The sequence below is a fragment of the Pseudomonas aegrilactucae genome, from assembly GCF_019168305.1.
Lineage (GTDB): Bacteria > Pseudomonadota > Gammaproteobacteria > Pseudomonadales > Pseudomonadaceae > Aquipseudomonas > Aquipseudomonas aegrilactucae.
On the sequence record NZ_JAHTBI010000080.1, the window covers coordinates 17348 to 43984 of the forward strand.

The 26637-nt window shown below is 64.1% G+C and carries 29 protein-coding genes; 14 read left to right on the forward strand and 15 right to left on the reverse strand.

Annotated features, from left to right (window positions below; genetic code table 11):
- Window positions 1-42: 42 nt before the first annotated feature.
- Complete coding sequence (locus KUO17_RS20620; protein ID WP_217977357.1) at window positions 43-1359, forward strand: PQQ-dependent sugar dehydrogenase; 1317 nt, start codon at window positions 43-45, stop codon at window positions 1357-1359.
- A 46-nt stretch (window positions 1360-1405) separates the two neighbouring features.
- Here the strand turns inward: KUO17_RS20620 and KUO17_RS20625 are convergent, their stop codons facing one another.
- The 6 genes from KUO17_RS20625 to KUO17_RS20650 all read right to left on the reverse strand — a co-directional run bounded on the left by KUO17_RS20625 (window position 1406) and on the right by KUO17_RS20650 (window position 6283).
- The gene (locus KUO17_RS20625) at window positions 1406-1939 is read right to left on the reverse strand and encodes a C40 family peptidase (protein WP_217977358.1); all 534 of its coding nucleotides are present in this window, start codon (window positions 1937-1939) and stop codon (window positions 1406-1408) included.
- 134 nt (window positions 1940-2073) lie between these two features.
- Window positions 2074-2706: a C40 family peptidase gene (locus KUO17_RS20630; protein ID WP_217977359.1), complete on the reverse strand. Its 633-nt coding sequence runs from the start codon at window positions 2704-2706 to the stop codon at window positions 2074-2076.
- A gap of 114 nt (window positions 2707-2820) precedes the next feature.
- Window positions 2821-3525, reverse strand: a complete 705-nt coding sequence (gene hda, locus KUO17_RS20635; RefSeq protein ID WP_217977360.1) for a DnaA regulatory inactivator Hda — start codon at window positions 3523-3525, stop codon at window positions 2821-2823.
- Window positions 3526-3656: 131 nt separating this feature from the next.
- Complete coding sequence (locus KUO17_RS20640; RefSeq protein ID WP_217977361.1) at window positions 3657-4139, reverse strand: hypothetical protein; 483 nt, start codon at window positions 4137-4139, stop codon at window positions 3657-3659.
- 16 nt (window positions 4140-4155) lie between these two features.
- Window positions 4156-5229: an AI-2E family transporter gene (locus KUO17_RS20645; protein WP_217977362.1), complete on the reverse strand. Its 1074-nt coding sequence runs from the start codon at window positions 5227-5229 to the stop codon at window positions 4156-4158.
- Window positions 5230-5242: 13 nt separating this feature from the next.
- Window positions 5243-6283: a DUF2066 domain-containing protein gene (locus KUO17_RS20650; protein ID WP_217977363.1), complete on the reverse strand. Its 1041-nt coding sequence runs from the start codon at window positions 6281-6283 to the stop codon at window positions 5243-5245.
- A 330-nt stretch (window positions 6284-6613) separates the two neighbouring features.
- On the opposite strand from KUO17_RS20650, the gene purM reads away from it, so the two are divergent.
- The 4 genes from purM to KUO17_RS20670 all read left to right on the forward strand — a co-directional run bounded on the left by purM (window position 6614) and on the right by KUO17_RS20670 (window position 9489).
- Entirely contained in the window at window positions 6614-7672 is a 1059-nt protein-coding gene (gene purM / locus KUO17_RS20655) for a phosphoribosylformylglycinamidine cyclo-ligase (RefSeq protein ID WP_217977364.1), read from the forward strand.
- Window positions 7672-8325: a phosphoribosylglycinamide formyltransferase gene (gene purN / locus KUO17_RS20660; RefSeq protein WP_217977365.1), complete on the forward strand. Its 654-nt coding sequence runs from the start codon at window positions 7672-7674 to the stop codon at window positions 8323-8325. Before purM ends, purN begins: the two co-directional genes overlap by 1 nt.
- An 8-nt stretch (window positions 8326-8333) precedes the next feature.
- The gene (locus KUO17_RS20665) at window positions 8334-9044 is read left to right on the forward strand and encodes a DUF3108 domain-containing protein (protein WP_217977366.1); all 711 of its coding nucleotides are present in this window, start codon (window positions 8334-8336) and stop codon (window positions 9042-9044) included.
- A gap of 262 nt (window positions 9045-9306) precedes the next feature.
- Window positions 9307-9489 (forward strand): hypothetical protein, encoded by a 183-nt coding sequence (locus tag KUO17_RS20670; protein WP_217977367.1) that lies wholly within the window; start codon window positions 9307-9309, stop codon window positions 9487-9489.
- 48 nt (window positions 9490-9537) lie between these two features.
- Here KUO17_RS20670 and KUO17_RS20675 read toward each other — a convergent pair whose 3' ends face one another.
- From KUO17_RS20675 to KUO17_RS20700, 6 genes are all read right to left on the reverse strand, one after another.
- Window positions 9538-10077 carry a DUF2058 domain-containing protein gene (locus KUO17_RS20675; protein WP_163951070.1) on the reverse strand — a complete coding sequence of 180 codons (540 nt, stop codon included), beginning with the start codon at window positions 10075-10077 and terminating at the stop codon, window positions 9538-9540.
- A 26-nt stretch (window positions 10078-10103) separates the two neighbouring features.
- Window positions 10104-10934, reverse strand: a complete 831-nt coding sequence (mazG, locus tag KUO17_RS20680; RefSeq protein ID WP_217977368.1) for a nucleoside triphosphate pyrophosphohydrolase — start codon at window positions 10932-10934, stop codon at window positions 10104-10106.
- A gap of 111 nt (window positions 10935-11045) precedes the next feature.
- Entirely contained in the window at window positions 11046-13286 is a 2241-nt protein-coding gene (relA, locus tag KUO17_RS20685) for a GTP diphosphokinase (protein WP_217977369.1), read from the reverse strand.
- A gap of 98 nt (window positions 13287-13384) precedes the next feature.
- On the reverse strand, window positions 13385-14743 hold the full coding sequence (gene rlmD / locus KUO17_RS20690; RefSeq protein WP_217977370.1) for a 23S rRNA (uracil(1939)-C(5))-methyltransferase RlmD: 1359 nt from the start codon (window positions 14741-14743) through the stop codon (window positions 13385-13387).
- Entirely contained in the window at window positions 14743-15645 is a 903-nt protein-coding gene (cysM, locus tag KUO17_RS20695) for a cysteine synthase CysM (RefSeq protein WP_217977371.1), read from the reverse strand. The genes rlmD and cysM overlap by 1 nt, the downstream gene beginning before the upstream one ends.
- A gap of 153 nt (window positions 15646-15798) precedes the next feature.
- On the reverse strand, window positions 15799-16515 hold the full coding sequence (locus tag KUO17_RS20700; RefSeq protein WP_217977372.1) for a response regulator transcription factor: 717 nt from the start codon (window positions 16513-16515) through the stop codon (window positions 15799-15801).
- Window positions 16516-16730: 215 nt separating this feature from the next.
- Here KUO17_RS20700 and KUO17_RS20705 point away from each other — a divergent pair, with 215 nt between their 5' ends.
- The 4 genes from KUO17_RS20705 to KUO17_RS20720 all read left to right on the forward strand — a co-directional run bounded on the left by KUO17_RS20705 (window position 16731) and on the right by KUO17_RS20720 (window position 21411).
- Window positions 16731-19484, forward strand: a complete 2754-nt coding sequence (locus KUO17_RS20705; protein ID WP_217977373.1) for a response regulator — start codon at window positions 16731-16733, stop codon at window positions 19482-19484.
- A 67-nt stretch (window positions 19485-19551) separates the two neighbouring features.
- Window positions 19552-20541 (forward strand): 2-hydroxyacid dehydrogenase, encoded by a 990-nt coding sequence (locus tag KUO17_RS20710; RefSeq protein WP_217977374.1) that lies wholly within the window; start codon window positions 19552-19554, stop codon window positions 20539-20541.
- Window positions 20542-20572: 31 nt separating this feature from the next.
- Window positions 20573-21010 carry a hypothetical protein gene (locus KUO17_RS20715; protein ID WP_217977375.1) on the forward strand — a complete coding sequence of 146 codons (438 nt, stop codon included), beginning with the start codon at window positions 20573-20575 and terminating at the stop codon, window positions 21008-21010.
- The gene (locus KUO17_RS20720) at window positions 21007-21411 is read left to right on the forward strand and encodes an META domain-containing protein (protein WP_217977376.1); all 405 of its coding nucleotides are present in this window, start codon (window positions 21007-21009) and stop codon (window positions 21409-21411) included. The genes KUO17_RS20715 and KUO17_RS20720 overlap by 4 nt, the downstream gene beginning before the upstream one ends.
- 113 nt (window positions 21412-21524) lie before the next feature.
- Here KUO17_RS20720 and KUO17_RS20725 read toward each other — a convergent pair whose 3' ends face one another.
- Window positions 21525-21989 carry a TlpA disulfide reductase family protein gene (locus KUO17_RS20725; RefSeq protein WP_217977377.1) on the reverse strand — a complete coding sequence of 155 codons (465 nt, stop codon included), beginning with the start codon at window positions 21987-21989 and terminating at the stop codon, window positions 21525-21527.
- Between the two features lie 86 nt (window positions 21990-22075).
- On the opposite strand from KUO17_RS20725, the gene arsC reads away from it, so the two are divergent.
- Genes arsC through KUO17_RS20740 form a run of 3 tightly spaced genes read left to right on the forward strand, consistent with a single transcriptional unit; the run spans window position 22076 to window position 23440 of the window.
- Entirely contained in the window at window positions 22076-22429 is a 354-nt protein-coding gene (gene arsC / locus KUO17_RS20730; protein WP_217977378.1) for an arsenate reductase (glutaredoxin), read from the forward strand.
- Complete coding sequence (wrbA, locus tag KUO17_RS20735) at window positions 22426-23031, forward strand: NAD(P)H:quinone oxidoreductase (RefSeq protein WP_217977379.1); 606 nt, start codon at window positions 22426-22428, stop codon at window positions 23029-23031. Before arsC ends, wrbA begins: the two co-directional genes overlap by 4 nt.
- Window positions 23024-23440, forward strand: a complete 417-nt coding sequence (locus tag KUO17_RS20740) for a DUF2069 domain-containing protein (RefSeq protein ID WP_217977380.1) — start codon at window positions 23024-23026, stop codon at window positions 23438-23440. The genes wrbA and KUO17_RS20740 overlap by 8 nt, the downstream gene beginning before the upstream one ends.
- A 111-nt stretch (window positions 23441-23551) precedes the next feature.
- Here KUO17_RS20740 and KUO17_RS20745 read toward each other — a convergent pair whose 3' ends face one another.
- Both KUO17_RS20745 and ttcA read right to left on the reverse strand, forming a co-directional pair.
- Complete coding sequence (locus KUO17_RS20745; protein ID WP_217977381.1) at window positions 23552-24223, reverse strand: DNA-3-methyladenine glycosylase I; 672 nt, start codon at window positions 24221-24223, stop codon at window positions 23552-23554.
- 5 nt (window positions 24224-24228) lie between these two features.
- Complete coding sequence (gene ttcA / locus KUO17_RS20750) at window positions 24229-25053, reverse strand: tRNA 2-thiocytidine(32) synthetase TtcA (RefSeq protein WP_217977382.1); 825 nt, start codon at window positions 25051-25053, stop codon at window positions 24229-24231.
- 269 nt (window positions 25054-25322) lie between these two features.
- Here ttcA and KUO17_RS20755 point away from each other — a divergent pair, with 269 nt between their 5' ends.
- Window positions 25323-25922, forward strand: coding sequence for a Yip1 family protein (locus tag KUO17_RS20755; protein ID WP_163944059.1), 600 nt, complete (start codon window positions 25323-25325; stop codon window positions 25920-25922).
- Between the two features lie 128 nt (window positions 25923-26050).
- Entirely contained in the window at window positions 26051-26545 is a 495-nt protein-coding gene (locus KUO17_RS20760) for a SprT family zinc-dependent metalloprotease (RefSeq protein ID WP_217977383.1), read from the forward strand.
- Window positions 26546-26637: the final 92 nt, after the last annotated feature.

Below are 26637 nucleotides of genomic sequence, written 5' to 3' on the forward strand. Positions count from 1 at the left end.
CTCTACTTTCTATCCAGGCATGCTTCGCGAGGAACACCGATCATGGGCACACTGCGCATTGCTGTACTGCTGGCATTCACTACCGGGCTAGCGGCCTGTGGCGAGAACGCCCGGCTGCAGGTCACCGATGGCACCGGCCCCTCGCCGCAGTTGCCGGAGCCGAACAAGACCCTGATCCCCACGGTGAACATCGCCCCGGCGATCGGTTGGCCGGCAGGCGTCACGCCCAAGGCGGCGCCTGGCACTCGCGTCGCCGCCTTTGCCGACAAGCTCGACCACCCACGCTGGCTGTACGTGTTGCCCAACGGCGACGTGCTGGTGGCCGAAACCAACGCTCCACCCAAGCCCGAGGATGGCAAGGGCATCAAGGGCTGGGTGATGGGCAAGGTCATGGACCGCGCAGGCGCCGGCGTGCCCAGCGCCAACCGCATCACCCTGCTGCGTGACAGCGACCAGGATGGCGTGGCAGAAACCCGCACCACCTTTGTCGAAGGGCTCAATTCTCCCTTCGGCATGGCGTTGGTTGGCAATGACTTCTATGTGGCCGACACCGACCGGTTGCTGCGTTTCAAATACACGCCCGGGGCGACCTCGATCGAGGGCCCAGGCAGCCCGGTAGTCGACCTGCCCGGTGGCACGCTGAACCACCACTGGACCAAGAACGTGATTGCCAGCCCCGACGGCAAGAAGCTGTACGTGACCGTGGGCTCCAACAGCAACGTGGGCGAAAACGGCATGGACCAGGAGAAAGGCCGTGCGGCGATCTGGGAAGTCGACCCGGCCAGCGGCCAGCAGCGACTGTTCGCCACCGGCCTGCGCAACCCCAATGGCATGGCCTGGGAACCCCACAGCGGGCGCTTGTGGACGGCAGTGAACGAGCGTGACGAAATCGGCAGCGATCTGGTACCCGACTACATCACCTCGGTGAAGGACGGTGGCTTCTACGGCTGGCCCTACAGCTACTACGGGCAGCATGTGGACGTGCGGGTGCAGCCGCAGGATGCACAACGGGTGGCCAGTGCGATTGCCCCGGACTACGCCGTAGGGCCGCACACGGCCTCGCTGGGGCTGACCTTTGCGCAGCCTGGCGCACTGCCGCCGCCGTTCGAGCAGGGCGCGCTGATCGGCCAGCATGGTTCATGGAACCGCAAGCCGCACAGTGGCTACAAGGTGATCTTCGTACCGTTCGGCACGGCGGGCATGCCGGCCGGCAAGCCGATCGACCTGCTGACCGGGTTTTTGAATGATGATGGCAAGGCCATGGGGCGACCGGTGGGGGTGGTCAATGACCAGCGCGGCGGGGTGTTGGTGGCGGATGATGTAGGCAATGTGATCTGGCGGGTGAGCAAGGCGCAGTAATCGCCGCGCCGGCTCCTGCAGTAGTGCAGGAGCCGAGCAGGCCAGATCAGGGATTACGCGCCAGATGCGCCGGCTGCAGCACACGCTTGGCATTCAGGTAGGTCTTTTGCCAGTAGCTGTTGGACAGGTAATCCAGGCGCACCGTGCCACCCGTGGCCGGCGCGTGCACGAAGCGCCCCTCGCCCACGTAGATGCCCGCATGGCTCACCTGGCTGCCGCCATTGGTGGCGAAGAACACCAGGTCACCCGACTGCAGGGCGCCCTTGTCGATGTTCGGCGCCCGGATGCCGATCATCTCGCGGGTCGAACGCGGCAAGGCGATACCCGCCGCATCACGGTACACGTAGCCAATCAGCCCACTGCAGTCGAAGCCCGAATCCGGGGTATTGCCGCCCCAGCGGTACGGCGTACCCACCAGGCCCAGCGCCCGGAACAGCACGTCCTCGGCCACTGGCGAGAAATACACCTGAGGCGCCATCACCGCAGGCTCGACCACCCTGGGCTGGCGCGGGGCATGGCTGGAGCAGGCACCGAGCAGCGCCACCAGGGAAAGTACAGCAACACGCGCGATTGTCGACATCGTCAGAACATCCTGTCTGAAGCCGCCCGACCCTGAGTCGGAAATAGGTGAGAAATTAGATTAGACGTTTTCTGTAAACACGCACGGCGGCGAGCTTTTCAGCTACGCCGCCGTGCGGGAGAAACGCGTGAGGCTCAGTTACGCGACAGCGTGGTCGGTGCCATGGCCAGCGCGCGCTTGGCTTCTATGAAGGTCTTGCTCCAGTAGCGATCACCGAGGTTGTCGATGCGTACACCACCGCTGCGACGGCTGCTGGAGTGGATGAACTGGTCATCACCCAGGTAGATGCCCGCATGGCTCACGCGACCGCGACCATTGGTGCTGAAGAACAGCAGGTCACCTGGCTTGAGGTTGTTGCGGGCCACCAGCGGGGCTTTCACGTTGATCATTTCGCGGGTCGAGCGCGGCAGGTTCATGCCGGCCTCTTCGCGGAACAGGTAACCAATGAAACCACTGCAATCAAAACCGGACTTCTCGGAGGTGCCGCCGAAACGGTAACGCGTACCGATCAGGGACATGCCACGTTCGAGGATGTTGTCGGCCAGGGCTGGCAACTGGTAAGGCTTGCTGCTGGAGGAGAAGGCTTCCAGGTCTTGCTCGGTGGCCAGTTCTTCTTCGAACACCGACGCATCGGTGGAAGGCTTGGCAGCAGCCTGGGCAGTAATCGGAGCTGGAGCCTGTTGCTGGTGAACGGGACCGGTGGTCGCGCAACCGAACAGCAGGGTCACAAGTGCGAGAGGCACGAGGGGTGCGAAGCGATTTAGCATGGGCACGACCGTGGCTTGAATTTAAAGAAGCCGAGACTATGCCTTCTATCGGATCGATTTGCAAATTCAATCGAAAAAAATGTGACTTTTATGTGCCGAGGCTCTGGGACGGCCCTACCAGCCCAATGTCTCTTTCAAAAACGGGATCGTCAGCTTGCGCTGCGCTTGCAGGGAGGCCTGGTCAAGACGCTCGAGCAGGTCGAACAACGCGCTCATGCTGCGCGTGCCGCGGGTAAGAATGAAGTGCCCGACCTCGTCGGTCATGTGCAGGCCACGGCGTGACGCACGCAGTTGCAAGGCGCGCAACTTGTCTTCGTCCGACAGCGCACGCATCTGGAAAATCAGTGCCAGGGTCAGGCGCGACTTGAGGTCGGCCAGCTTGATCGGCAGTTCGCGCGGGGAGCTGGAGGCCGCCAGCAACAGGCGCCGGCCACTGTCGCGCAGGCGGTTGAACAGGTGGAACATGGCCTCTTCCCAGTCCGGCTTGCCGGCAATCACGTGCAGGTCATCCAGGCAGACCAGTTCGTACTGCTCCAGGTTGTCGAGCAGTTCGACACCGCGGTCGAGCAATTGTGCCAGGGGCAGGTACACCGCCGGTTCGCCCAGTTGCTCGAAGCGCAGGCACGCTGCCTGCAGCAGGTGGGTGCGCCCCACGCCTTGCTTGCCCCACAGGTAGATCAGGCTTTCGGTCCAGCCGGCGTCGGCTTCGCAGAGTCGCTCGACGTAGCCCAAAGCGGCGGCGTTGGCACCCGGATAGTAGTTGATGAAGGTGGCGTCATCACGCAGACGCACACCCAGGGGCAACTGGATCGGTTTCATGCTGGCTGGGCAGTCCCGAAGAACCGCAAGGGGCCTTTTGTGAAAAGTCTGCAAAGTTTATACCCGTCACGCCGGCCGCACAATGCGTCAGCAAAATCAAAGGCTTGCACGGCGCAGTGGGGGAACATGGGTCAATCCTCCAGCAGTTCTTCTGCACTCAGGCGAAACAGCTCCACCGTGTTGATCTCTGCCCCTTCGAGCGATCCTTCCTTGTCCAGCACCTTGTTGGCTGCATTCATCTCGCTACTGCGCCCGGCAACGCACTCAAAGGTGTGCCGCGGTACGGCAGTGCTCCAGCCATTCTCGAAGGTGTTATAGGCCAGGGTCAGCGCTGCGGTGAAGTAGTGCTGGCCGGCAACCGGGATCCTGACCGCATTGTCGTCCTGGTCATAGGCGGTGAAATGACTGGGCAGCGATTCGAGCCCCAGGCGCTTGAGCACCACCCAGGAAAACGCCGACGGCACGAACATAGTGAGCTTTTCGGCATCCCGCCGCGAGTAGCCCTGCTGCTGCAGGGCCGCTGCCACATCATCCTCATCCAGATCATCAGCCAGCAGCGGCAATGCATCCATCACGCCTGCCAATGCGCAGGCGTGCTCCGTTTCATGCTCCATCACGCAGGGTGTCCTTCTATAGGTCCGGGTCTATTTCACCAGCATACATGTCCGACTCCTTATACAGGTCGTGCATGTGCCGCAGCAGCACCATGATCACCGCCGCCACCGGCAACGCCAACAGCACGCCAGTGAAACCGAACAGTTCGCCACCGGCCAGGATCGCGAAGATCACCGCCACCGGGTGCAGGCCGATGCGATCGCCCACCAGCATCGGCGTCAGCACCATGCCTTCAAGCGCCTGACCAACCATGAAGACCGCGACGATCCCGAGCATCGGGTACAGCTCGCCGCCAAACTGGAACATGCCGGCAACCAGTGCCGCACCGATACCGATGATGAAGCCCATGTACGGCACGATGGCCGCAAGCCCCGCCAGGATACCGATCAGCAGGCCCAGTTCCAGGCCCACCAGCATCAGGCCCGCCGCATAGATCACGCCCAGCGCCAGCATTACCAGCAACTGGCCGCGTACGAAGGCACCGAGCACTTCGTGGCACTCCCCCGCCAGCGACACCACCTGCTCTTCGCGCTGGCGCGGCAGCAGCCGACGCAGCTTGGCCATCATCAGGTCCCAGTCGCGCAGCAGGTAGAAGCCCACTACCGGAATCAGCACCAGGTTCGCCAGCCAGCCCACCAGCGCCAGGCCCGAGGCCGTGGCCTGGGACAGCACGATACCGACGATATCGGTGGTCTGGCCCATGTGCTCGCTGATCGCAGCCTTGATCTTGTCGAACTTCCAGAACCCGTCGGCCAGCCCCAGCCGCGCCTGCACCCACGGCAGCGCCACGTGCTGCAACCAGTCGAGCATCTGTGGCGCCAGCTCGTAGAGGCGCACCAGTTGCTTGGCCAGCATCGGTATCAGCACCAGCAGCATCGCCAGGAACACCAGGCTGAACAGTGCGAACACCGCCACCACCCCCCAGGTGCGCGACAGGCCGGCGCGCTCCAGGCGGTCGACCAGCGGGTCGGCCAGGTACGCCAGCAGGATGCCCACCAGGAACGGTGAAAGAATCCCATGCAAAAAGTACAGCAGCGTGCCGATTACCAGCGCCACCACCAACCACACCCAACGGCGTGTATCCATCATCTAATGACGCTCCTCACCAACGAAACCGCAAACCTTTGAACGGTGCAGGAGCCACCGCTTGCTCCGCGCCGGGCTCGGCGGGGGCCGCCGGTGCCGCGGGCTCGACCGGCACTTCCTGCAACTTGCCCAGGCTCAACTGCGCACGTAACTGATCGGCGCTGCCGCTGACCTGGTAGGTCAGGGTATCGCCGTCGACATGGATCAGGTACCCACCCAGTGGCTCCAGCAACTGCCCCAGTTGAGCATAGTGCTCCAGGGTCATGCCCTGCACCTGCACCTGATTGTCGCCGGTAGCGCCGGGCCGCGCGACGAAACGCGGCGCCAGGCGCGTGCTCACCGCCAGCATCACCGCGTCGGCCAGGGCGGCCTGATCGGCACCCTCTACCTTGCCCTGCTCGCGCTGGTCACCCAGCCAGAGGCGCCAGGTGCCTTGCCAATTGCCATCGGTCTCGGTGGCATGCACCGCCAGCAATGCGTCGGCGGCGTAGCGCTCGGAGGCTTCGCGCAACGGCGCAGGGTCGGTCCCTTCAAGGTTGCTGGCGGTCGCCACCAGTTGTTCCTGAAGGTCACCCAGCGGCAGGCGCAGCGGCAGGCCACGGTGCTGGGCTGCACGGCGCAGCGGCTCGGCGCTGCTCTGGCCATCGCCGACCAGGCTCGAGCCGCCCACGCTGTCGTTCAGCCACCAGCCGAGGATCGCCGGGCGGTTGCTGCCCCACAGCGCCAGCCCGGCCTTGCGCAGTGCACGCTCGGTACTGCCAGGATCGAACTCCACCAGCGCCGTCTCGGGCGGGCCGGCCTCGAAGCCGAACTGGCTGATGATTTGCTGCGGGTCCTTGCGCAAGGCTGCCAGGCCCGCGCTCTGCGGTGCCTTGGGGTCGCCGGTGAGGCGCAGCACCAGCGTACTCAGGGCATTCTGAGTGGCCTGGGCGCGGGCTTCGGCGCCCTGGCCATTGACCGGCTCGCGTACCTGATACAAGCCGGTGAGGGTTTGGGCCTGAACGCTCAGGCCAAACAAGGCAAGGCAGCCAACGGCCAGGTATGAACGCAAACGCATGGAGGATTCCTGTCCAGGTAAATAGAAAGCGCGGTCAATCGAACGTGAAGCTCTGACCGCCCGCGCCGGCAAAACATTCAGCCGTGCGGTCAAATTTCATTCCCTATACCTTATACAGCCGGTGGCGCGGCAACCAGCCGCAGCACCGAATCAATGTTTTTATGATGATTCGGGCCCTGCCCGTCGGCCTGAGGATGGCCGCTACCGGGTAACCCTGATAAAATCGCGCGCCTTCGCAGACCGGCGACGGTCAGGCAGCAGGAAAACCCTCGCATTGCCTGGCAGGTCACGGTCGATTCCCCCGAATCCCTCCCCCTAAAGGCCTGGATCATGAGCAAGCAACCCTCCCTGAGCTACAAGGACGCCGGTGTAGACATCGACGCCGGTGAAGCATTGGTCGAACGCATCAAAGGCGTCGCCAAGCGCACGGCGCGCCCGGAAGTCATGGGCGGCCTGGGGGGCTTCGGCGCCCTCTGCGAAATCCCGGCAGGCTACAAGCAACCGGTACTGGTCTCGGGCACCGACGGCGTCGGCACCAAGCTGCGCCTGGCACTGAACCTGAACAAGCACGACACCATCGGCCAGGACCTGGTCGCGATGTGCGTCAACGACCTGGTGGTGTGTGGCGCCGAGCCGCTGTTCTTCCTCGACTACTACGCCACCGGCAAGCTCAACGTCGACACCGCGGCTGACGTGGTCACCGGTATCGGCGCTGGCTGCGAACTGGCAGGCTGCTCGCTGGTAGGCGGCGAAACCGCTGAAATGCCTGGCATGTACGAAGGCGAAGACTACGACCTGGCCGGCTTCTGCGTCGGCGTGGTGGAAAAGGCCGAGATCATCGACGGCTCCAGGGTTGCCGCTGGCGACGCACTGATCGCGCTGCCGTCGTCGGGCCCGCACTCCAACGGCTACTCGCTGATCCGCAAGATCATCGAAGTCGCCGGTGCCGACATCGAGACCATCCAGCTCGACGGCAAGCCGCTGACCGAACTGCTGATGGCGCCGACGCGCATCTACGTCAAGCCGCTGCTCAAGCTGATCAAGGACACCGGCGCGGTCAAGGCCATGGCCCACATCACCGGTGGCGGCCTGCTCGACAACATCCCGCGCGTACTGCCAAAAGGCGCCCAGGCCGTGGTTGACGTGGCCAGCTGGCAGCGCCCGGCGGTGTTCGACTGGCTGCAGCAGCAAGGCAACGTCGACGAGACCGAAATGCACCGCGTGCTCAACTGCGGCGTCGGCATGGTCATCTGCGTTGGCCAGGACCAGGTCGAGAACGCCCTGAACGTACTGCGTGCAGCCGGCGAGCAGCCATGGGTGATCGGCCAGATCGCCACGGCCGCCGAAGGCGCTGCCCAGGTCGAGCTGAAGAACCTCAAGGCGCACTGATGCCGAGTACGCCTTGTGATGTAGTGGTGCTGCTGTCTGGCACCGGCAGCAACCTGCAAGCATTGATCGACAGCACCCGCACCGGCGACAGCCCGGTGCGGATCCGTGCAGTGATCTCCAACCGCGCCGATGCCTATGGCCTGCAGCGCGCCCGCGATGCGGGCATCGACACCGCCGTGCTCGACCACAAGGCCTTCGACGGCCGCGAGGCATTCGACACGGCGCTGGTCGAGCTGATCGACGGCTTCACGCCGCAGTTGGTGGTACTGGCCGGCTTCATGCGTATCCTCAGTGCCGGCTTCGTGCGGCACTACCAGGGCCGCCTGCTCAATATCCACCCCTCCCTGCTGCCCAAGTACAAGGGCCTGCATACTCACCAGCGCGCGCTGGAGGCGGGGGATAGCGAGCATGGCTGCAGCGTGCATTTCGTCACTGAGGAACTCGATGGCGGGCCGCTGGTCGTACAGGCTGTAATCCCGGTAGTCTCGGATGACACGCCGCAACGTCTGGCGCAGAGGGTTCACAGCCAGGAACACGCGATTTATCCGCTGGCGGTGCGCTGGTTCGCCGAAGGCCGTTTGCGCCTGGGCGAGCACGGTGCTCTACTGGATGGCCAGCCCCTGGCGGCCAGCGGCCACTTGATTCGACCCTAGGAGATTTTATGCGTCGTGCCCTGCTCTTCGCACTCGCCGTGCTCGCTTTACCGCTTCAGGCAGCCGATCTGAAGCCTTTCTCGGCCAGCTACACCGCTGACTGGAAGCAACTGCCCATGAGCGGCACCGCCGAGCGCAGCCTGGAAAAGAACGCCAACGGGACCTGGAGCCTCAACTTCAAGGCCTCGATGGTGATCGCCAGCCTGACCGAGCAAAGTACCCTGCGCCTGGACAAGGACACCCTGCTGCCGCAGACCTACCACTTCGAGCGTGGCGGCCTGGGCAAAGCCAAGAAAGTCGACCTGGACTTCGACTGGTCGAGCAAGAAGATCACCGGCAAAGACCGTGGCGACGCGGTCAACCTGCCGCTCAACCGTGGCGTGCTGGACAAGTCTTCCTATCAACTGGCCCTGCAGCATGACGTGGCGGCCGGCAAGAAGAGCATGACCTACCAGGTGGTGGATGGCGACGAGATCGACACCTACGACTTCCGCGTGCTGGGTACGGAGAAGGTCACCACCAAGACCGGCCAGGTGGCCGCGATCAAGGTCGAGCGCGTGCGCGACCCGAGCCAGAGCAAGCGCGTCACCGAGCTGTGGTTCGCCAAGGACTGGGACTACCTGCTGGTGCAACTGCGCCAGGTCGAGACCGACGGCAAGGAGTATGTGATCGTGCTGCAGGACGGTACGGTCGATGGCAAGGCGGTCAAGGGCAACTGATAGCCCGCCTGCCAGCTTCACCCGAAACCCCGCCTGGTGCGGGGTTTTTTATTGAGATTTGCGCTGGCTTCTTCGCTGGCAAGCCAGCTCCCACAGGGTACTCGGGCGCTCACAAAACCCTGTGGGAGCTGGCTTGCCAGCGAAGGGGCCCGCAAGGCATGAAAGATGTTTCATGCGGCAGGCATTTACTTAGGCTGCTAACAGATTCTATAAAAGAGTCCTGCGACACGGTGCCGCAGTTAACTGGATTTGGAGTTAGCAGATGACTGTCAAAGTAACTGAGCGCGATGAATCGAAACTGTCCCACGAAGGCGTGGCCGCCGGCGTGCGCATCTGGGATGTGCACCAGCAGGACCAACTGGTCGGCATGTTCCACAATGAACAGGAAGCCCACAGCTACCGCATCGAGCTGGAGTTCCTCGAAGCCAGGCGCCAGCCTCAATAACTGCCCCTCCAGCAACAACAAACCCCGCCTAGGCGGGGTTTGTCATGCTTACCACATCAGGTCATCCGGGATGACGTAGGCGGCGTACGGGTCATCCGCATCCGGTGCTTCGACCTGGGTATTGAGCAGCACGATGCGCTGCGGGTCGCGCTCCTGGATCTTCAGCGCCGCTTCACGCGGGATCACCTCGTAGCCACCGCCGTGCTGCACGATCGCCAGCGAACCGCTGCTGAGCTTGCTGCGCATCAGCGCGTTGACCGACAGGCGCTTGACCTTCTTGTCGTCAACGAAGTTGTAGTAGTCCTCGGTGGTCAGCTTGGGCAGGCGCGATACTTCGATCAACTGCTTGACCTGGGCGGCACGGGCCTTCTGCTCGGCCTTCTCCTGTTGCTGGCGGTTGAGCTCCTGATCACGCTTGGCCTTTTCAGCCATGGCGTCCTTGGCCAGGCGCTGCTGGGTATCGTCTACCTCGACCTGGCCTTTGTGCTCCAGGCGTTTCTGTTTCTTCTGTTCTTTGCTGACCTGCTTGACCTGCTTCTGGTTGACCAGGCCGGCTTTGAGCAGTTGGTCACGAAGGGAAAGGCTCATCGGTGTTCACTCACTTATGCAACAGCTCAGCCGCAGCTGGGCAGGTTCTTTTCCTGACGTTTGGCTTCGCCCCAGAGCGCATCCAAGTCTTCGAGGGTGCAATCTTCAATCGGACGCCCCCTGTCGCGCAATGCCTGTTCGATAAATCGGAAACGTCGTTCGAACTTGCGGTTGGCGCCACGCAGGGCGTTTTCCGGGTCCAGCTTGAGGTGGCGGGCCAGGTTGACGGTAGCGAACAGCAGGTCGCCTACCTCGTCGGCCAACGCCGCCGGATCGTTGTCGGCCATGGCCTGGAGCACTTCATCGAGCTCCTCGCGCACCTTGTCCAGCACCGGCAGTGCATCGTCCCAGTCAAACCCGACCTGGGCGGCACGTTTCTGCAGTTTGGCGGCGCGCGACAAGGCCGGCAAGGCCGCCGGCACATCGTCGAGCAGCGACAGTTGTTCAGGCTCGCCCTTTTCGGCGCGCTCCTGGGCCTTGATCTGCTCCCAGCGCTGCCTGACCTGCTCTTCGTCGAGCGAGGGCAGGTCCAGCGGCGCGTACAGCTCACCGGTGGGGAATACATGCGGGTGACGGCGGATCAGCTTGCGGGTGATGCTGTCGATGACCCCGGAAAATTCGAAACGGCCTTCTTCGCGGGCCAGCTGGGCGTAATACACCACCTGGAACAGCAGGTCGCCGAGTTCACCCTGCAGGTGTTCGAAGTCGCTGCGCTCGATGGCGTCGGCCACTTCGTAGGCTTCTTCCAGGGTGTGCGGGATGATCGTGGCGTAGGTCTGCTTGAGGTCCCATGGGCAGCCATATTGCGGGTCGCGCAGGCGTGCCATGAGGTGGAGCAGGTCGTCTAGGGTGTACATCTTCAGGTCTCTGGATCGACAGTTGCGGCCCCTTCGCTGGCAAGCCAGCTCCCACAGGGTCTACGGTGCATGCAGAACCTTGTGGGAGCTGGCTTGCCAGCGAAGGCGGCCTTATGGCGTACGGTTGCGCCGCGTCTCGATGATGTTGGGCAACTGCGAGATCCGCCCCAGCAAGCGCCCCAGCGCGTCCAGGCCGGGGATCTCGATGGTCAGCGACATCAACGCGGTGTTGTCTTCCTTGTTCGAGCGCGTGTTCACCGCCAGCACGTTGATCCGCTCGTTGAGCAACACCTGCGACACATCGCGCAGCAGCCCCGGACGGTCGTACGCACGGATGACGATGTCCACCGGGTAGGTCTGCACCGGCACCGGCCCCCAGCTGACCTGGATGATCCGCTCCGGCTCACGTCCGGCCAGTTGCAGCACCGAGGCGCAGTCCTGGCGGTGAATGGTCACCCCACGGCCCACGGTGATGTAGCCGACGATCGCATCGCCCGGCAGCGGCTGGCAGCACCCGGCCATCTGCGTCAGCAGGTTGCCCACGCCCTGGATCTGGATGTCGCCACGCTTGCCCGGCTTGTAGCCGGTGGCCTTGCGCGGTACCAGCTCGACATGGTCGATGCGGTCCGGCTCCACCAGTTGCTGCGCGGCGTTGACCAGATGCGCCAGGCGCAGGTCGCCGGCGCCCAGCGAGGCGAACATGTCTTCGGCAGTCTTGAGGTTGGCCTTTTCGGCCAGGCGCTCGAAGTCCACCTGCGGCAGGCCCAGGCGGCTGAGTTCGCGCTCGAGCAGGGTCTTGCCGGCCGCGACGTTCTGGTCGCGCGCCTGCAGCTTGAACCAGTGCACGATCTTGGCCCGCGCCCGCGAAGTGGTGACGTAGCCCAGGTTGGAGTTCAGCCAGTCACGACTCGGGTTACCGTGCTTGCTGGTGATGATCTCGACCTGTTCACCGGTCTGCAGGCTGTAGTTGAGCGGCACGATGCGCCCGTTGATCTTGGCGCCACGGCAGTTGTGGCCGATCTCGGTGTGCACGCGGTAGGCGAAGTCCAGCGGCGTGGCGCCCTTGGGCAGGTCGATGGCATGCCCGTCGGGGGTGAACACGTAGACCCGGTCCGGCTCGATATCAACGCGCAACTGCTCGGCCAGGCCACCGATATCACCCAGTTCCTCGTGCCATTCCAGCACCTGGCGCAACCACGAGATCTTCTCTTCGTAGTGGTTGGAGCTCGGCTTGACGTCAGTACCCTTGTAACGCCAGTGCGCACACACGCCAAGCTCGGCTTCCTCGTGCATGGCGTGGGTGCGGATCTGCACTTCCAGCACCTTGCCCTCGGGACCGATCACCGCAGTGTGCAGCGAGCGATAGCCGTTTTCCTTGGGGTTGGCGATGTAGTCGTCGAATTCTTTCGGGATGTGCCGCCACAAGGTGTGCACGATACCCAGCGCGGTGTAGCAGTCGCGCATTTCCGGTACCAGCACGCGCACCGCACGCACGTCGTAGATCTGGCTGAACTCCAGACCCTTGCGCTGCATCTTGCGCCAGATCGAATAGATATGTTTTGCCCGGCCGCTGATATCGGCCTTGACGCCAGTGGCCAGCAGCTCGTTCTGCAACTGGTTCATCACGTCGCTGATGAAGCGCTCGCGATCGAGCCGGCGTTCATGCAGCAGCTTGGCGATCTGCTTGTACTGGTCGGGCTCCAGGTAACGGAACGAAAGGTCTTCGAGTTCCCACTTGATATGCCCGATGCCCAGGCGGTGGGCCAGCGGCGCATAGATATCGAAGACTTCGCGGGCCACGCGGTTGCGCTTTTCGTCATCGGCGCCCTTCACCGCACGGATCGCACAGGTGCGTTCGGCCAGCTTGATCAGCGCCACGCGAACGTCGTCGACCATGGCCACGAGCATCTTGCGCAGGTTCTCCACCTGCGCCTGCGAGCCCAGTACCAGCGAATGCCGCGGGCTGAGGCTGGCGCTGATGGCCGCCATGCGCAGCACACCGTCGATCAGCTTGGACACCACTGCGCCGAAGCGCTGGCCGACTTCGGCCAGGGTCACCTTGCCTTCACGCACCGCGCGGTAGATGACTGCCGCCACCAGCGAGTCCTGGTCCAGCTTGAGGTCGGCGAGGATCTCGGCGATCTCCAGGCCCGCCTGGAAGCTGGAGGTACCGTCGGCCCAGGAATGCTTGGCCGGGTTACCCTTTTTCTCGATGTCCTGAGCAAACTCGCAGGCCGCCTTGAGGGCTTCCCGGTCCAGCGCCAGGTCGACGCTGACCACATGATCCAGCCATGCTTCGAGATTGATACTGCCGTCGGTGTTGACCGGCTGGTGCACTCTCACCTGTACCATCTTTGTCTACCTTTCCCTACAGCGCATGCGTGATGCGCTTGAAAACACAGGTGTCACCCTGCCAGATCGAAGGGGCAACACCGAGCAGGCCAGCGTCGCTAACCCACCTCGAATAACGCCATGGCCTCGACATGCGCAGTCTGCGGAAACATGTCGAGGATCCCGGCACATTTTAACCGGTAACCCTGTTTGACCAGCTCGACGGTGTCGCGGGCCAGTGTCGCCGGGTTGCACGACACATAGACCAGACGCCTGGCGCCGAGTGCGGCAATCTTGCGGACCACCTCGTAGGCACCGTCACGCGGTGGATCCAAGAGTACCGCAGAAAAGCCACCGGCCGCCCAGCCTGACGTCGTCAGTGGCTGGGATAAATCGGCCTGAAAAAACTGCGTGTTATGCAGATTGTTGCTACGCGCATTGGCCGCAGCGCGCTCGACCATCGCCTGCACGCCCTCCACCGCCACCACCTCGCGGGCCTGCCTGGCCAGCGGCAAGGCAAAGTTGCCCAGGCCGCAGAACAGGTCGAGCACACGCTCGTCGGGCTGCGGTGCGAGCCAGGCCAGGGCCTGTTCGATCATCGCGGTATTGACCTGTGCGTTGACCTGCACGAAGTCACCCGGCCTGTAGGCCAATTCCAGCTTCCACGGCTCCAGAGTAAACCCTAGCGTGTCAGCCGCATCGACCGGTGCCGGTTCGCCCTCACCTTGTAACCAGAGTTGTACGCCCGCCTCGCTGCAAAACGCCTGCAGGCATGCCAGGTCGCTTTCGGGCAACGGCGCGGTATGACGCAGCAGCAGTGCCAGCGCGGTGCCACTGAACAATTCGACATGCCCGACCACCTGCGGCTTGCTCAGGCTGCGCAGCAGCAGTGGCAAGTGACGCAGAATCGACTGCAAGGGTTGTACCAGCACCGGGCAATCGTCGATGGCGATGATGTCCTGGCTGGCCTCGGCGCGAAAACCCACGTCGAGTCGCTTGGCTTTGACGTCCCAGCGCACCGCTACCCGCGCACGGCGCCGGTAGCCGAACTCGGGGCCGGACAACGGCGCGGCCCACTGCTCGGGCACCACACCGGCCACCCGCTGCAGCTGTTCGGCCAGCAGGCGCTGCTTGAGCTCAAGCTGATCGGCATGTGGCAGGTGCTGCAGGTTGCAGCCACCGCAGCGGTCAAAATGCTTGCAGGGTGCCGGGCGACGTGCCTCGCTGGGGGTGAATACACGCTCCAGGCGCGCCTCGACCACCTTGGCGTGGGCATTGAGCACACGCGCCTCGACCTCCTCGCCGGCCAGTGCGCCACTGACGAACCAGGTGCGCCCCTCGACAAAGGCGATGCCGCGACCGTCACCGGCCAGGCGCTCGATGCTCAGGCGCTGCTTCTTGCCCGTCGGCACCTGGGGCGTACGGGTACCACCGGCCGGTTGAAAGCGCAGGCCGTTGTTGCGTTTGGCTTTGGACATCAGCGATCCGCGTCGAAAATGCCGGTCGACAGGTAACGGTCGCCACGGTCACAGATAATCGCCACCATCACGGCGTTCTCCAGCTCGCGCGACAGGCGCAGCATTGCCGCCACCGCACCACCGGAGGACACGCCACAGAAAATGCCCTCTTCGCGGGCCAGCCGACGGGTAGTGTCCTCGGCTTCGCTCTGGGCCATGTCGACCACGCGGTCGACGCGGCTGGCATCGAAGATCTTCGGCAGGTACTCGTGGGGCCAACGGCGGATCCCGGGGATCGCCGAGCCTTCCATCGGCTGCAGGCCGACGATCTGCACGTTGGGGTTCTGCTCCTTGAGGTAGCGCGAGCAGCCCATGATGGTGCCCGTGGTGCCCATGGAACTGACGAAATGGGTGATGCTGGCGCCGGTCTGCTGCCAGATTTCCGGGCCGGTGCTGAGGTAGTGGGCCTCGGGATTGTCCCCGTTGCCGAACTGGTCGAGCACCTGGCCACGGCCTTCGGCCTGCAGCCGCTCGGCGAGGTCGCGCGCGCCCTCCATGCCCTCTTCCTTGCTGACCAGGATCAGCTCGGCGCCATAGGCGGTCATGGCCGCCTTGCGTTCGGCGCTGGAGTTGTCGGGCATGATCAGGATCATCTTGTAACCCTTGATCGCCGCCGCCATCGCCAGGGCGATGCCGGTGTTGCCGGAGGTGGCCTCGATCAGCGTGGCACCGGGCTTGATCTGCCCGCGCAGTTCGGCGCGGGTGATCATCGACAACGCCGGACGGTCCTTGACCGAGCCTGCCGGGTTGTTGCCTTCGAGCTTGAGCAGGAGGGTATTGGTGGTGTCGCCAGCCATGCGCTGCAGGCGAACCAGGGGCGTGTGGCCGACGCAATCGGCGATGGTAGGGTACTGCAAGGTCATGGCGTAGTTCGCAATCCGGACTGCGGGGGCGCCTATCATACCGGCAAACGGCGTGGGCCCATATCACGCAATGGTTGGGGGTTATAGCTGCAAGCTATAAGCGTCGACGCCGGCTGCGGACAACTGGCTTGCCGGGACTGACGACCGAGCACGTCAACTGACCTCGCCAGCGCTGAGCACGTAGCCCTTGCCCCACACCGTGCGCACCTGACGCTCCAGGTAGCCCACGGCCTTGAGCTTGCGGCGGATCTGGCTCACGTGCATGTCCAGGCTGCGGTCATGCCGTGCATAGCCGCGTTGCAGCACGTGCTGATAAAGGAACGCCTTGCTCAACACCTCCTCCTCGTTGCGGTAAAGGGTGTCGAGCAGGCGGTACTCGCTGGGCGTCAGGCCGGCCCATTGCCGGGCATGACTGACATCACAGGCCCGTTCGTCGAAGTGCAACTGACCACCGAGCATGCTCACCCTGGGCGGGTGCCGACGCTCCAGCGCCACCCGACGCAGGATCGCCTCGATGCGCACGCGCAACTCGAGCATGCTGAACGGCTTGGGCAGGTAGTCGTCCGCGCCGTGCTCAAACCCGGTGATACGGTCGGCCTCGGCGCCCAGCGCCGAGATCAGGATCACCGGGACCGAGCTGGTCCTGCGCAACTGCGCCAGTGCCTCCAACCCGCTCATGCCCGGCAGCAGGATGTCCATCAGCACGACATCGAAACCGCGCTGGCTGGCCAGTTGCAGCCCCTCGCCGCCATCACGGCACCAGGTCACCCGAAAACCGTTGCGCACAAGCTGCTCATGCAGGTGCGCACCCAGCACCGGATCGTCCTCGATGGCAAGTATGTTTGAGGCAGAGGTGGCGGCGGGATTCATTGGCGGGTGCTGGCACATCTCAATTGCGCAATTATTGAGCATCCCCCCCTCCCCAGGCAAATTGAGCCGACCAAAGCGTAGGATGCGCCCTACAATCGACAAAAATAGATACAAATGAGTGCATTACCTAGGCAGTCGCGGTAATTTTCCCCGCTCAACCGTCGGAATGAGCCGACGAAGGTCCTACAGCGCTAGACGAGCACAGGAGAGTGGGCGTGCTGAATCGATTGGGAATCAGAAGCCGCGTCCTGCTGCTGGCCTTGCTGCCTGCCGGCATGATGGCGCTGGTGCTGGGAGGCTATTTCACCTGGTTGCAACAAAACGAGCTGCAGACCCAACTGCTGCAGCGCGGCAAGATGATCGCCGAACAGCTGGCGCCCCTGGTGGCCCCCGCGCTGGTGCGCAACGACCCGGCGCAACTGGAGCGCATCGCCGCCGAAGCGCTGGAGCAGGCCGATGTGCGCGCCGTCTCGTTCCTGGAGCCCGACCGCAACCCATTGGTCCACGCCGGCCCGAGCATGCTCAACCAGCAGCCGGGCGGTAGCGGCACCCAGTTGCTGCAACGCAGCGGCAACGATGCCACGCGCTATCTGCTGCCGGTGTTCGGCCGTCACCGCGACCTTGCCGGCGAACGTATCCCGGCCGAGGCCGACCGCCTGCTGGGCTGGGTCGAGATCGAGCTGTCGCATGACGGCACCTTGCTGCGTGGCTACCGCAGCCTGTTCGCCAGCCTGCTGCTGATTTTCATCGGCCTGGGCGCAACCGCCCTGCTGGCCTTGCGCATGAGCCGCACCATCAACGGCCCCATCAGCCAGATCAAGTTCGCGGTCAACCAGCTCAAGGACGGCAACCTCGAACAGCGCCTGCCGAGCATGGGCAGCCATGAACTCGACGAGTTGGCCAGCGGCATCAATCGCATGGCCGAAACCCTGCACAACGCCCATGAAGAGTTGCAGCACAGCATCGACCAGGCCACCGAAGACGTGCGCCAGAACCTGGAAACCATCGAGATCCAGAACATCGAGCTGGACATGGCGCGCAAGGAGGCCCTGGAGGCCAGCCGCATCAAGTCCGAATTCCTGGCCAACATGAGCCACGAGATCCGAACGCCGCTCAACGGCATTCTGGGCTTTACCCACCTGTTGCAGAAAAGCGAACTCACGCCACGCCAGTTCGACTACCTGGGCACCATCGAGAAGTCCGCCGACAGCCTGCTGGGGATCATCAACGAGATTCTCGACTTCTCCAAGATCGAGGCCGGCAAGCTGGTGCTCGACAGCATTCCGTTCAACCTGCGCGACCTGATCCAGGACACCCTGACCATCCTCGCCCCGGCCGCCCACGCCAAGCAGCTGGAACTGGTCAGCCTGGTGTACCGCGACACACCGCTGTCGCTGGTGGGCGACCCGCTGCGGCTCAAGCAGATCCTCACCAACCTGGTGAGCAACGCGATCAAGTTCACCCGCGAAGGCACCATCGTGGCCCGCGCCATGCTGGAGGAAGACGGCGAGGACAGCGTGCAGTTGCGCATCTGCGTACAGGACACCGGCATCGGCCTGTCCAGCCAGGATGTGCGCGCCCTGTTCCAGGCCTTCAGCCAGGCCGACAATTCACTTTCGCGCCAGCCCGGCGGCACCGGCCTGGGGCTGGTGATCTCCAAGCGTCTGATCGAGCAGATGGGCGGTGAGATCGGCGTCGACAGCACGCCTGGCGAGGGCTCGCAGTTCTGGATCAGCCTCAACCTGCCCAAAGCCCGCGATGACGCCGAAGACCTGCCGCTGCCGCCGCTGCAGGGGCGGCGCACGGCGGTGGTCGACGGCCACGAGCTGGCACGCCAGGCCCTGGTGCATCAGCTCGAGGACTGCGGCCTGGACGTCACCGCGTTCACCACTATCGATCAATTGCTCAAGGGCGTGGAAGCGGCCCACCTTGGCGGCCAGCCGTTCGAGCTGGCGATCCTGGGGGTAAACCTGCAAGACCTGCCGCCGGAGCGCCTGGGCGTACATATCCAGCGCCTGGAGCAGTTCGCCTGCCAGGCACTGGTGCTGTGCCCCACCACCGAACAGGCCCTGTACCACCCGCACCTGCCCAACGCCCATGGCCAGTTGCACGCCAAGCCCGCCTGCACGCGCAAGGTACGCCGGGCGCTGCTGGAGCTGGTGCAGCCACGGCGCATCAGCCACGAAATCAAGGTACCCAGCGGCCAGCGCCAACCCAAGGTGCTGTGCGTCGACGACAACCCGGCCAACCTGCTGCTGGTGCAGACCTTGCTCGAGGACCTGGGCGCCGACGTGCTGGCGGTCGACAGCGGGCATGCGGCGATCAGCGCGGTACAGAACGACACCTTCGACCTGGTATTGATGGATGTGCAGATGCCGGTGATGGACGGGCGCGAGTGCACCGAACAGATCCGCAGCTGGGAAAGCACGCGCACCGACCCTGCGTTGCCGATCGTGGCCCTGACCGCCCACGCCATGGCCAACGAGAAGCGCGCCCTGCTGCACAGCGGCATGGATGATTACCTGACCAAGCCGATCAGCGAGCGCCAGCTGTCCCAGGTGGTGCTCAAGTGGACCGGCCTGCAACTGGGCAGCCCGGCCAGCGAGCGCAGCGCCGAAACACCCGTGGACAGTCAGGAACTCAAGGTGCTCGACCCGGACGAAGGCCTGCGCCTGGCAGCCGGCAAGCCGGATCTGGCCGCCGACATGCTGGCCATGCTGCTGGCTTCGCTGGACGAGGACCGGGATGCCATCCGTGAAGCCCGCGAGGCCGCTGACCGGCATGCCACCATCGAGCGCGTGCACCGCCTCAACGGTGCCACCCGCTACTGTGGCGTACCGCAGCTGCGCGCCGCCTGCCAGCGCAGCGAAACGCTGCTCAAACAGGACGCCCCCGAAGCCCAGCAAGCCCTCGACGAGCTGGACCAGGCCATCAGCCGCCTCACGCTGGCGGCGCGACTGAGCGCCTGATCTCGGGCAAGGCCAGGGTTGTATCGGTTGGCTACACTGGCGGCATTCGATTGTCAGGAACGATGCCATGCACGCCTTGCTCTTCAGCAGCCAACCGTATGATCAGGACAGCTTCAGCACGGCGCCGGGGGCGGCGCAGCTGGCGCTGCACTACCAGAGCGCCCGCCTGAGCGAAGACACCGCAGCCCTGGCGGCCGGCTACGAGGTGGTCTGCGCCTTCATCAACGACGACCTCGGTGCACCGGTACTGGAACGCCTCCAGGCCGGCGGCACACGCCTGATCGCGCTGCGCTCGGCCGGCTACAACCATGTCGACCTGGCGGCCGCCAGGCGCCTGGGGCTGGCGGTGGTACGTGTGCCGGCCTACTCGCCGCATGCCGTGGCCGAACATGCGGTGGCGCTGATACTTGCGCTCAACCGACGCCTGCACCGTGCCTACAACCGCACCCGCGAAGGTGACTTCAGCCTGCACGGCCTGACCGGCTTCGACCTGCACGGCAAGACCGTGGGCGTGGTCGGCACCGGCCAGATCGGCCTGGCCTTTGCGCGCATCATGGCCGGCTTCGGCTGCCAGTTGCTGGCCTACGACCCCTGCCCCAACCCGCAGGTCCAGGCGCTGGGTGCGCGTTACCTGGACCTGCCGGACCTGCTGCGAGAAGCCCAGATCATCAGCCTGCACTGCCCGCTGACCGCGCAGACCCAGCACCTGATCAACCCGCAAAGCCTGGCCAGCCTGCAACCTGGCGCGATGCTGATCAATACCGGGCGCGGTGCGCTGGTGAACACCCCGGCGCTGATCGAGGCGCTCAAGAGCGGCCAGCTCGGCTACCTGGGGCTGGATGTGTACGAGGAGGAAGCGCAGCTCTTTTTCGAAGACCGCTCCGACCTGCCGCTGCAGGACGACGTGCTGGCAAGGCTGCTGACCTTCCCCAACGTGATCGTCACCGCGCACCAGGCGTTCCTGACCCGCGAAGCGCTGGCAGCGATTGCCGCGACCACGCTTGAGAACATTGCCCGCTGGGCGGCAGGTAATCCGCAGAATCTGGTCGAGGGTTGATGCTAGGATACGCGGCATATTTGGAGGACCCATGGTCGAACACGATTTCCGCTACACCCTGTTTAACCCGCAACACACCCTGATCGAATGCCGCTCGCTGGTGCCGGGCCGCTACCAGGTCACCGGCAACGGCGGCTCGATCCAGAAGGGCGACGTCCTGCTGGTGACCCTCAAGGGCAGCAAGACCCTGTCGATGCGCCTGACGGTCGAGACCGTGCGCCACCTGATCAACCCCACCGGCCAATGGGTTGCGGTGGCGGCGGGCCCGGTGTTCGGCGAACTGGCGATCCACACCTGGCAAGTCAACTGCAATGGCTGCGAGGCCAGCCTGGCGTTCGAATTTGCCGTGGATGCCAAGCTGGGCAGCAAGGCGCAGAAACCGGCGGCCGTGGCTCGCATCGCCGAGCTGGGCTGGAGCACCCAGGGCGACAAGCACCTGTGCCGCAACTGTCAGGAGGCTGCAAAGTGAAACCCGTGGTGTTCTGCGCTATCGCTGCGGCAACCCTGGCGGGCTGCGCAGCCGAGCCGATCAAGCTCAAGCAGGAACAGAGCTATGTGCTGGAGTGGATCGGCGAACGTCCGCTGATCGACTACAGCCACCTGACCCTGACCCTGGCCGAGGATGGCCGGGCCTATGGCAATGCCGGCTGCAACCACTGGTTCGCGCCGTATACGCTGCAGGACGACAAGCTCAGTTTTGGCAAGGTCGGCCGTACCCGCAAGCAATGCGCGCCGGCCTTGATGGAGCAGGAAAAACGCTTCCTCCAGGCACTGGAAACCGTGCAGCGCTGGGATATCTCGCCGATCGAGCAGGTGCGCTTCTGGCCTGAACAGGGCAAGCCGTTGCGGTTCTGGCCTGAGGAAGGCTGACAGACCGCATCGCGCCCTTCGCTGGCAAGCCAGCTCCCACAGGCTCTTCACTGTTCTTGAGAGCAGTGCTGCCCCTGTGGGAGCTGGCTTGCCAGCGAAAGGCGCAGCGCCGATCAGGCGCCCTTGAGCACCTTGATCTTCTCGGCCAGCCCTTCGGCCGTCTGCTCGCCCATCAACTGCTCACGCACCTTGCCCTTGTCATCGATGATGTAGGTCACCGGCAAGGCTTCGCTGCGCGGCAGTTCGTAGCGTTCGGCCGGGTCGTCGGCCAACACGGTGAAGCCGATGCCCAGCGCTTCGCTGGCCTTCTTCAGTTCCTCGCCGCGCAACCCGTCGAAATTCACCCCCACCACGGTCACGCCCTGGGCCTGCCAGTCCTTGGCGGCGGCATTCAGTTCAGGGATCTCGGTACGGCACGGCCCGCACCATTCGGCCCAGTAGTTGAGCACCACCCAGCGTCCTTCGATCTGCTCGGCCTTCACCGTATTGCCGTTCTGGTCGAGGCCGTAGTCCGCACCGCATCCAACGAGCAGCAGGCTCGCGGTAATGGCCAGGGCTGCCGCCAATCGCCTTGTCATGGGTCAATCCTTCTTCAAGATTCAGGCAAAATGCCAATTCGCTGCGGTTAGAATAGCCGCCACACCCTGCCAGATGCGACCCGAACATGACCGACCTGACCCTGTATCACAACCCTCGCTGCTCCAAATCGCGCAGCGCCCTGGAATTGCTCGAAGCCCGTGGCCTGGCCCCGACCGTGGTGCGCTATCTGGAAACCCCGCCCGATGCCGCCACGCTCGACGACCTGCTCGGCAAGCTGGGCATCGGTGCACGCCAGCTACTGCGCAGCGGTGAAGACGAATACAAAAGCCTCGAGCTGGCCAACCCGGCCTTGAGCGACGCGCAGTTGATCGACGCCATGGTCAAGCACCCGAAGCTGATCGAACGGCCGATCCTGGTGGCGGGCGACAAGGCCGTGATCGGCCGTCCGCCCGAGAAGGTGCTGGAGATTCTGCCGTGAGCGCGCCGTACATCCTGATCCTGTTCTACAGCCGCCATGGCTCCACCAGCGAAATGGCCCGGCAGATTGCCCGCGGCGTGGAACTGGGCGGGCTGGAGGCGCGTCTGCGCACCGTGCCGGCGATTTCCACCGAATGCGAAGCCGTGGCCCCGGACATTCCCGAGACCGGCGCGCTGTATGCCACCCTCGACGACCTGCGCCATTGTTCGGGCCTGGCCCTGGGCAGCCCGACGCGTTTCGGCAACATGGCGGCGCCGCTCAAGTACTTCATCGACGGCACCAGCAGCCTGTGGCTCAGCGGCGGCCTGGTGGGCAAGCCGGCAGCGGCATTCACCTCCACCGCCAGCCTGCACGGCGGGCAGGAATCGACGCTGCTGTCGATGCTGCTGCCGCTGATGCACCACGGCATGCTGATCATGGGGCTGCCCTACAGCGAGTCGGCCTTGCTCGAAACCCGTGGCGGTGGCACGCCGTATGGCGCCAGCCACCATGCCGGGGCCGATGGCAAGCGCGACCTGGACGCCGACGAAATCGCCCTGTGCCGTGCCCTGGGCCAACGCCTGGCGAGTACCGCCCTGCTGCTGGAGAACGGCCGTGGCTAAGAAGCCCAAGGTGCTGCCACCGCTGCAATGGCTGGCGCCGCGCCTGCGTGTGACGCGGGTAGTGAGCCTGGCGACGTTCCTGGGCCTGATCACGCTGCTGACGGTGAACAACCTGTGGTTTGCCGACCTGCACGGCGCACGCACCGGGGTGATTCTGGCCATCGAGCTGGTGCCGCTGCTGCTGGTGCTGCCGGGTATGCTGATGGGCAGTGCACGGGCGCATGCATGGACGTGCTTTGTGGTGAACCTGTACTTCATCAAGGGCGTGCTGGCCGCGTTCGACCCGGCGCGGGCGCTGCTGGGGTGGCTGGAGGTGGCGATCAGCCTGGGGTTGTTCGTGAGTGCGCTGTTGTATGTGCGCTGGCGCTTTCAGTATGAGCGGCGGATGGCGGGGGAAGGCGCCGAGTAGGCGGCGCTCCTTTCGCTGGCAAGCCAGCTCCCACAGGCATATGCAGTGCTCTCAACGGCAGCGCAGAACCTGTGGGAGCTGGCTTGCCAGCGAAGGGGGGCAACACAAAGCTCAATGGTTGACGGTATACGCCAGCATCATCGACAACTGGCACAGCGGCCGCCCACTGTCGGCATGCCACTGGTTGAACACCTGCTGTACCGTGGCCAGGTCGCGTTGGCTGGTCGGCTGCTTGTCGATCACATCCTGCGCCACCAGCGCCGCCACCACGTCATTGGTGGGCACGAAGGTGTCCTTGCCCACCATGCGCAGGAAGCGCGGCGCCGACAGCCCGCCCATCTGGTTGCCGTGCCTGGCCAGGTACTTCCACAAACCGACGATATCGGTCACCGGCCAGTCGGCGATGAACGCACCGAAACTGCCATGTTCCTTCGCAATATCCAGCATGAACTGCGCATTGCGCGGCACGCTCCTGAGCTTGCCCAGGTGACGGATGATGCGGGTGTCCTGCATCAGGCGCTCCAGGTGCTCGGCCCCCATCAGCACGACCTTTTCCGGGTCGAAACCGAAGAACACCTGCTCGAACGCCGGCCACTTGGCATCCACCAGGCTGTGCTTGAGCCCCGCGCGAAACACCCGCAGGGCCATGGTCGAGAGGTAACGGTCATCGCTGATCTGGCGCAACTGCGCCGGGCTGAACGCCTCGGGCAGGTGCGCCTCGAGCGCCGCCGCCGAACCGAAACGGTTCAGGCAGAATTCATGCAGCCACTGATAATCGCGCATACCCGTCAGATATTCAGTACATCGACAAAACGCGGGGCGGCGTTTTCATCGATGCGCAGGTTGGTGAAGTCGAACAGGTTGCGGTCCGCCAGCTGCGACGGCACCACGTTCTGCAGGCCGCGGAAGATGCTCTCGGTGCGCCCGGGCGTCTTGCGCTCCCACTCCACCAGCATGTCCTTGACCACCTGGCGCTGCAGGTTCTCCTGCGAACCACAGAGGTTGCACGGGATGATCGGGAATTCCTTCATGTCCGAATAGGCCTGGATGTCCTTCTCGGCGCAGTAGGCCAGTGGGCGGATCACCACGTTGCGCCCGTCGTCGGCACGCAGCTTGGGCGGCATGGCCTTGAGCGTGCCGTTGAAGAACATGTTGAGAAAGAAGGTCTCGACGATGTCGTCGCGGTGATGCCCCAGGGCCATCTTGGTCGCACCGATCTCGTCGGCAAAGGTGTACAGCGTGCCGCGACGCAGGCGCGAGCACAGCGAGCAGGTGGTCTTGCCCTCGGGGATCAGTTCCTTGACCACCGAGTAGGTGTCCTTCTCGACGATGTGGTACTCGATGCCCAGCGTCGCCAGGTACGCCGGCAGCACGTGCTCGGGGAACCCCGGCTGCTTCTGGTCCATGTTCACCGCGACGATGTCGAACTTGATCGGTGCCACCTTCTGCAGGTGCAGCAGCACATCGAGCATGGTGTAGCTGTCTTTGCCGCCGGACAGGCAGACCATGACCTTGTCGCCTTCCTCGATCATGTTGAAGTCGGCGACGGCTTCGCCTGCGAGGCGACGCAGGCGTTTTTGCAGTTTGTTCTGGTTGACCGAGAGGGTGCCCATAGCGCTTGAATCCGCGAGGTGTGACAAAAGCCGCACATTTTACGCATAAACCCCGCCTGCGCGTAGGCCCATCCGATAAAGACTGCAAGGGAATCAAGGGCGCGCCTGACAGCGCGATTTGCTCTAAAAAAGCGGGTTTGTGCGGCGAACGCCTTCCTATACTGCGTCATAAGGCCACAGCAAGCGTGACCTGATCCCGTCAGGCCCAACCTCTGGGCCGTGTACGCGCTCCGCTGGGGGGCGATGGCAACAACGAGGGAGTGACTGGCATGATCCATCACGTTCTGGGGCTGTTCACCCATCCTGACCAGGAATGGAAAGAAATCCGTGGCGAAGACGAAACCATCAGCCACATGTACCTGACCCACACCTTGATCCTGGCGGCGATCCCCGCCGTCTCGGCCTTTATCGGCACCACCCAGGTCGGCTGGGTGATCGGCAACCGCGCACCGGTCATGCTCACGGTCGACAGCGCGATCTGGATGACCGTGATGTCGTACCTGGCCATGCTCGGCGGCGTGGCGGTGATGGGCGCCTTCATCCACTGGATGGCACGCACCTACGATGCCACCCCGAGCATGGCCCAATGCATCGCGTTTGCCACCTACACCGCCACCCCGCTGTTCATCGGCGGCCTGGCGGCGCTTTACCCGCACCTGTGGCTGGGGATGATCGTCGGCACGGCGGCCATCTGCTACACGGTCTACCTGCTGTACGTCGGTTTGCCGACCTTCATGAACATCCCTTCCGATGAAGGCTTTCTGTTCTCGAGTTCGGTGCTGGCGGTGGGGCTGGTGGTGCTGGTCGCCATCATGGCCTTCACCGTGATCGTCTGGGGACTGGGCGTGGGGCCCGTCTACACCAACTAGAAAATACGCCAACATAGGGGTTGTACCCATCAGGCCGCCGCAAGGCGGCCTGATGCTGTGTGGACCAGCGGTCTCGGCAACGCCGCCCGGGTTGCGGCATAATTGTCGGCCAGGAGTATTCAACCGTTATGCCAGAGCTGCTCACTACCCGCGTCGAACGCTGTTACCAGCAAGCCGAACGTTTTTTCAAACGCACCTTCCTGCGCCCCGAAGTGAGTTTCAAGCTGCGCGGGCAGAAGGCCGGTGTCGCGCACCTGCACGAGAACCTGCTGCGCTTCAACCTGCAGCTGTACCGTGAAAACAGTGAAGACTTCCTCAAGCAGACCGTGCCCCACGAGGTCGCGCACCTGGTAGCGCACCAGTTGTTCGGCGATCACATTCAACCCCACGGGCAAGAGTGGCAATTGATCATGCGCGGGGTGTATGAACTGCCGCCCAATCGCTGCCACAACTATGCGGTCAAGCGCCGTAGCGTGACGCGCTATATCTACAAGTGCCCCTGTGCAGGGAGTGACTTTCCGTTCTCGGCGCAACGCCATGGGCTGGTGCGCCAGGGGCGGCGGTACCTGTGCCGGCGGTGTCGGCAGGCCCTGGTGTTCACTGGCGAGACGCGGGTGGAGTAAAAGCTTCGCTGGCAAGCCAGCTCCCACAGGATATGCGCAGGCCTTGGAATTACCGCTGTACCTGTGGGAGCTGGCTTGCCAGCGAAGGGGCC

Excerpts from the sequence above, each read along its gene's own strand:
- KUO17_RS20650 (WP_217977363.1), bottom strand. The coding sequence starts at position 6,283 with ATGCGTTTGCGTTCATACCTGGCCGTTGGCTGCCTTGCCTTGTTTGGC.
- hda (WP_217977360.1), bottom strand. The coding sequence starts at position 3,525 with ATGAAACCGATCCAGTTGCCCCTGGGTGTGCGTCTGCGTGATGACGCC.
- KUO17_RS20760 (WP_217977383.1), top strand. The coding sequence starts at position 26,051 with ATGCCAGAGCTGCTCACTACCCGCGTCGAACGCTGTTACCAGCAAGCC.
- KUO17_RS20670 (WP_217977367.1), top strand. The coding sequence starts at position 9,307 with ATGACTGTCAAAGTAACTGAGCGCGATGAATCGAAACTGTCCCACGAA.
- arsC (WP_217977378.1), top strand. The coding sequence starts at position 22,076 with ATGACCGACCTGACCCTGTATCACAACCCTCGCTGCTCCAAATCGCGC.
- rlmD (WP_217977370.1), bottom strand. The coding sequence starts at position 14,743 with ATGTCCAAAGCCAAACGCAACAACGGCCTGCGCTTTCAACCGGCCGGT.
- purM (WP_217977364.1), top strand. The coding sequence starts at position 6,614 with ATGAGCAAGCAACCCTCCCTGAGCTACAAGGACGCCGGTGTAGACATC.
- KUO17_RS20640 (WP_217977361.1), bottom strand. The coding sequence starts at position 4,139 with ATGGAGCATGAAACGGAGCACGCCTGCGCATTGGCAGGCGTGATGGAT.
- ttcA (WP_217977382.1), bottom strand. The coding sequence starts at position 25,053 with ATGGGCACCCTCTCGGTCAACCAGAACAAACTGCAAAAACGCCTGCGT.
- KUO17_RS20755 (WP_163944059.1), top strand. The coding sequence starts at position 25,323 with ATGATCCATCACGTTCTGGGGCTGTTCACCCATCCTGACCAGGAATGG.
- KUO17_RS20630 (WP_217977359.1), bottom strand. The coding sequence starts at position 2,706 with ATGCTAAATCGCTTCGCACCCCTCGTGCCTCTCGCACTTGTGACCCTG.
- KUO17_RS20725 (WP_217977377.1), bottom strand. The coding sequence starts at position 21,989 with ATGACAAGGCGATTGGCGGCAGCCCTGGCCATTACCGCGAGCCTGCTG.
- KUO17_RS20645 (WP_217977362.1), bottom strand. The coding sequence starts at position 5,229 with ATGATGGATACACGCCGTTGGGTGTGGTTGGTGGTGGCGCTGGTAATC.
- KUO17_RS20745 (WP_217977381.1), bottom strand. The coding sequence starts at position 24,223 with ATGCGCGATTATCAGTGGCTGCATGAATTCTGCCTGAACCGTTTCGGT.
- KUO17_RS20715 (WP_217977375.1), top strand. The coding sequence starts at position 20,573 with ATGGTCGAACACGATTTCCGCTACACCCTGTTTAACCCGCAACACACC.
- KUO17_RS20675 (WP_163951070.1), bottom strand. The coding sequence starts at position 10,077 with ATGAGCCTTTCCCTTCGTGACCAACTGCTCAAAGCCGGCCTGGTCAAC.
- cysM (WP_217977371.1), bottom strand. The coding sequence starts at position 15,645 with ATGACCTTGCAGTACCCTACCATCGCCGATTGCGTCGGCCACACGCCC.
- KUO17_RS20625 (WP_217977358.1), bottom strand. The coding sequence starts at position 1,939 with ATGTCGACAATCGCGCGTGTTGCTGTACTTTCCCTGGTGGCGCTGCTC.
- KUO17_RS20710 (WP_217977374.1), top strand. The coding sequence starts at position 19,552 with ATGCACGCCTTGCTCTTCAGCAGCCAACCGTATGATCAGGACAGCTTC.
- relA (WP_217977369.1), bottom strand. The coding sequence starts at position 13,286 with ATGGTACAGGTGAGAGTGCACCAGCCGGTCAACACCGACGGCAGTATC.
- mazG (WP_217977368.1), bottom strand. The coding sequence starts at position 10,934 with ATGTACACCCTAGACGACCTGCTCCACCTCATGGCACGCCTGCGCGAC.
- purN (WP_217977365.1), top strand. The coding sequence starts at position 7,672 with ATGCCGAGTACGCCTTGTGATGTAGTGGTGCTGCTGTCTGGCACCGGC.
- KUO17_RS20665 (WP_217977366.1), top strand. The coding sequence starts at position 8,334 with ATGCGTCGTGCCCTGCTCTTCGCACTCGCCGTGCTCGCTTTACCGCTT.
- KUO17_RS20620 (WP_217977357.1), top strand. The coding sequence starts at position 43 with ATGGGCACACTGCGCATTGCTGTACTGCTGGCATTCACTACCGGGCTA.
- KUO17_RS20700 (WP_217977372.1), bottom strand. The coding sequence starts at position 16,515 with ATGAATCCCGCCGCCACCTCTGCCTCAAACATACTTGCCATCGAGGAC.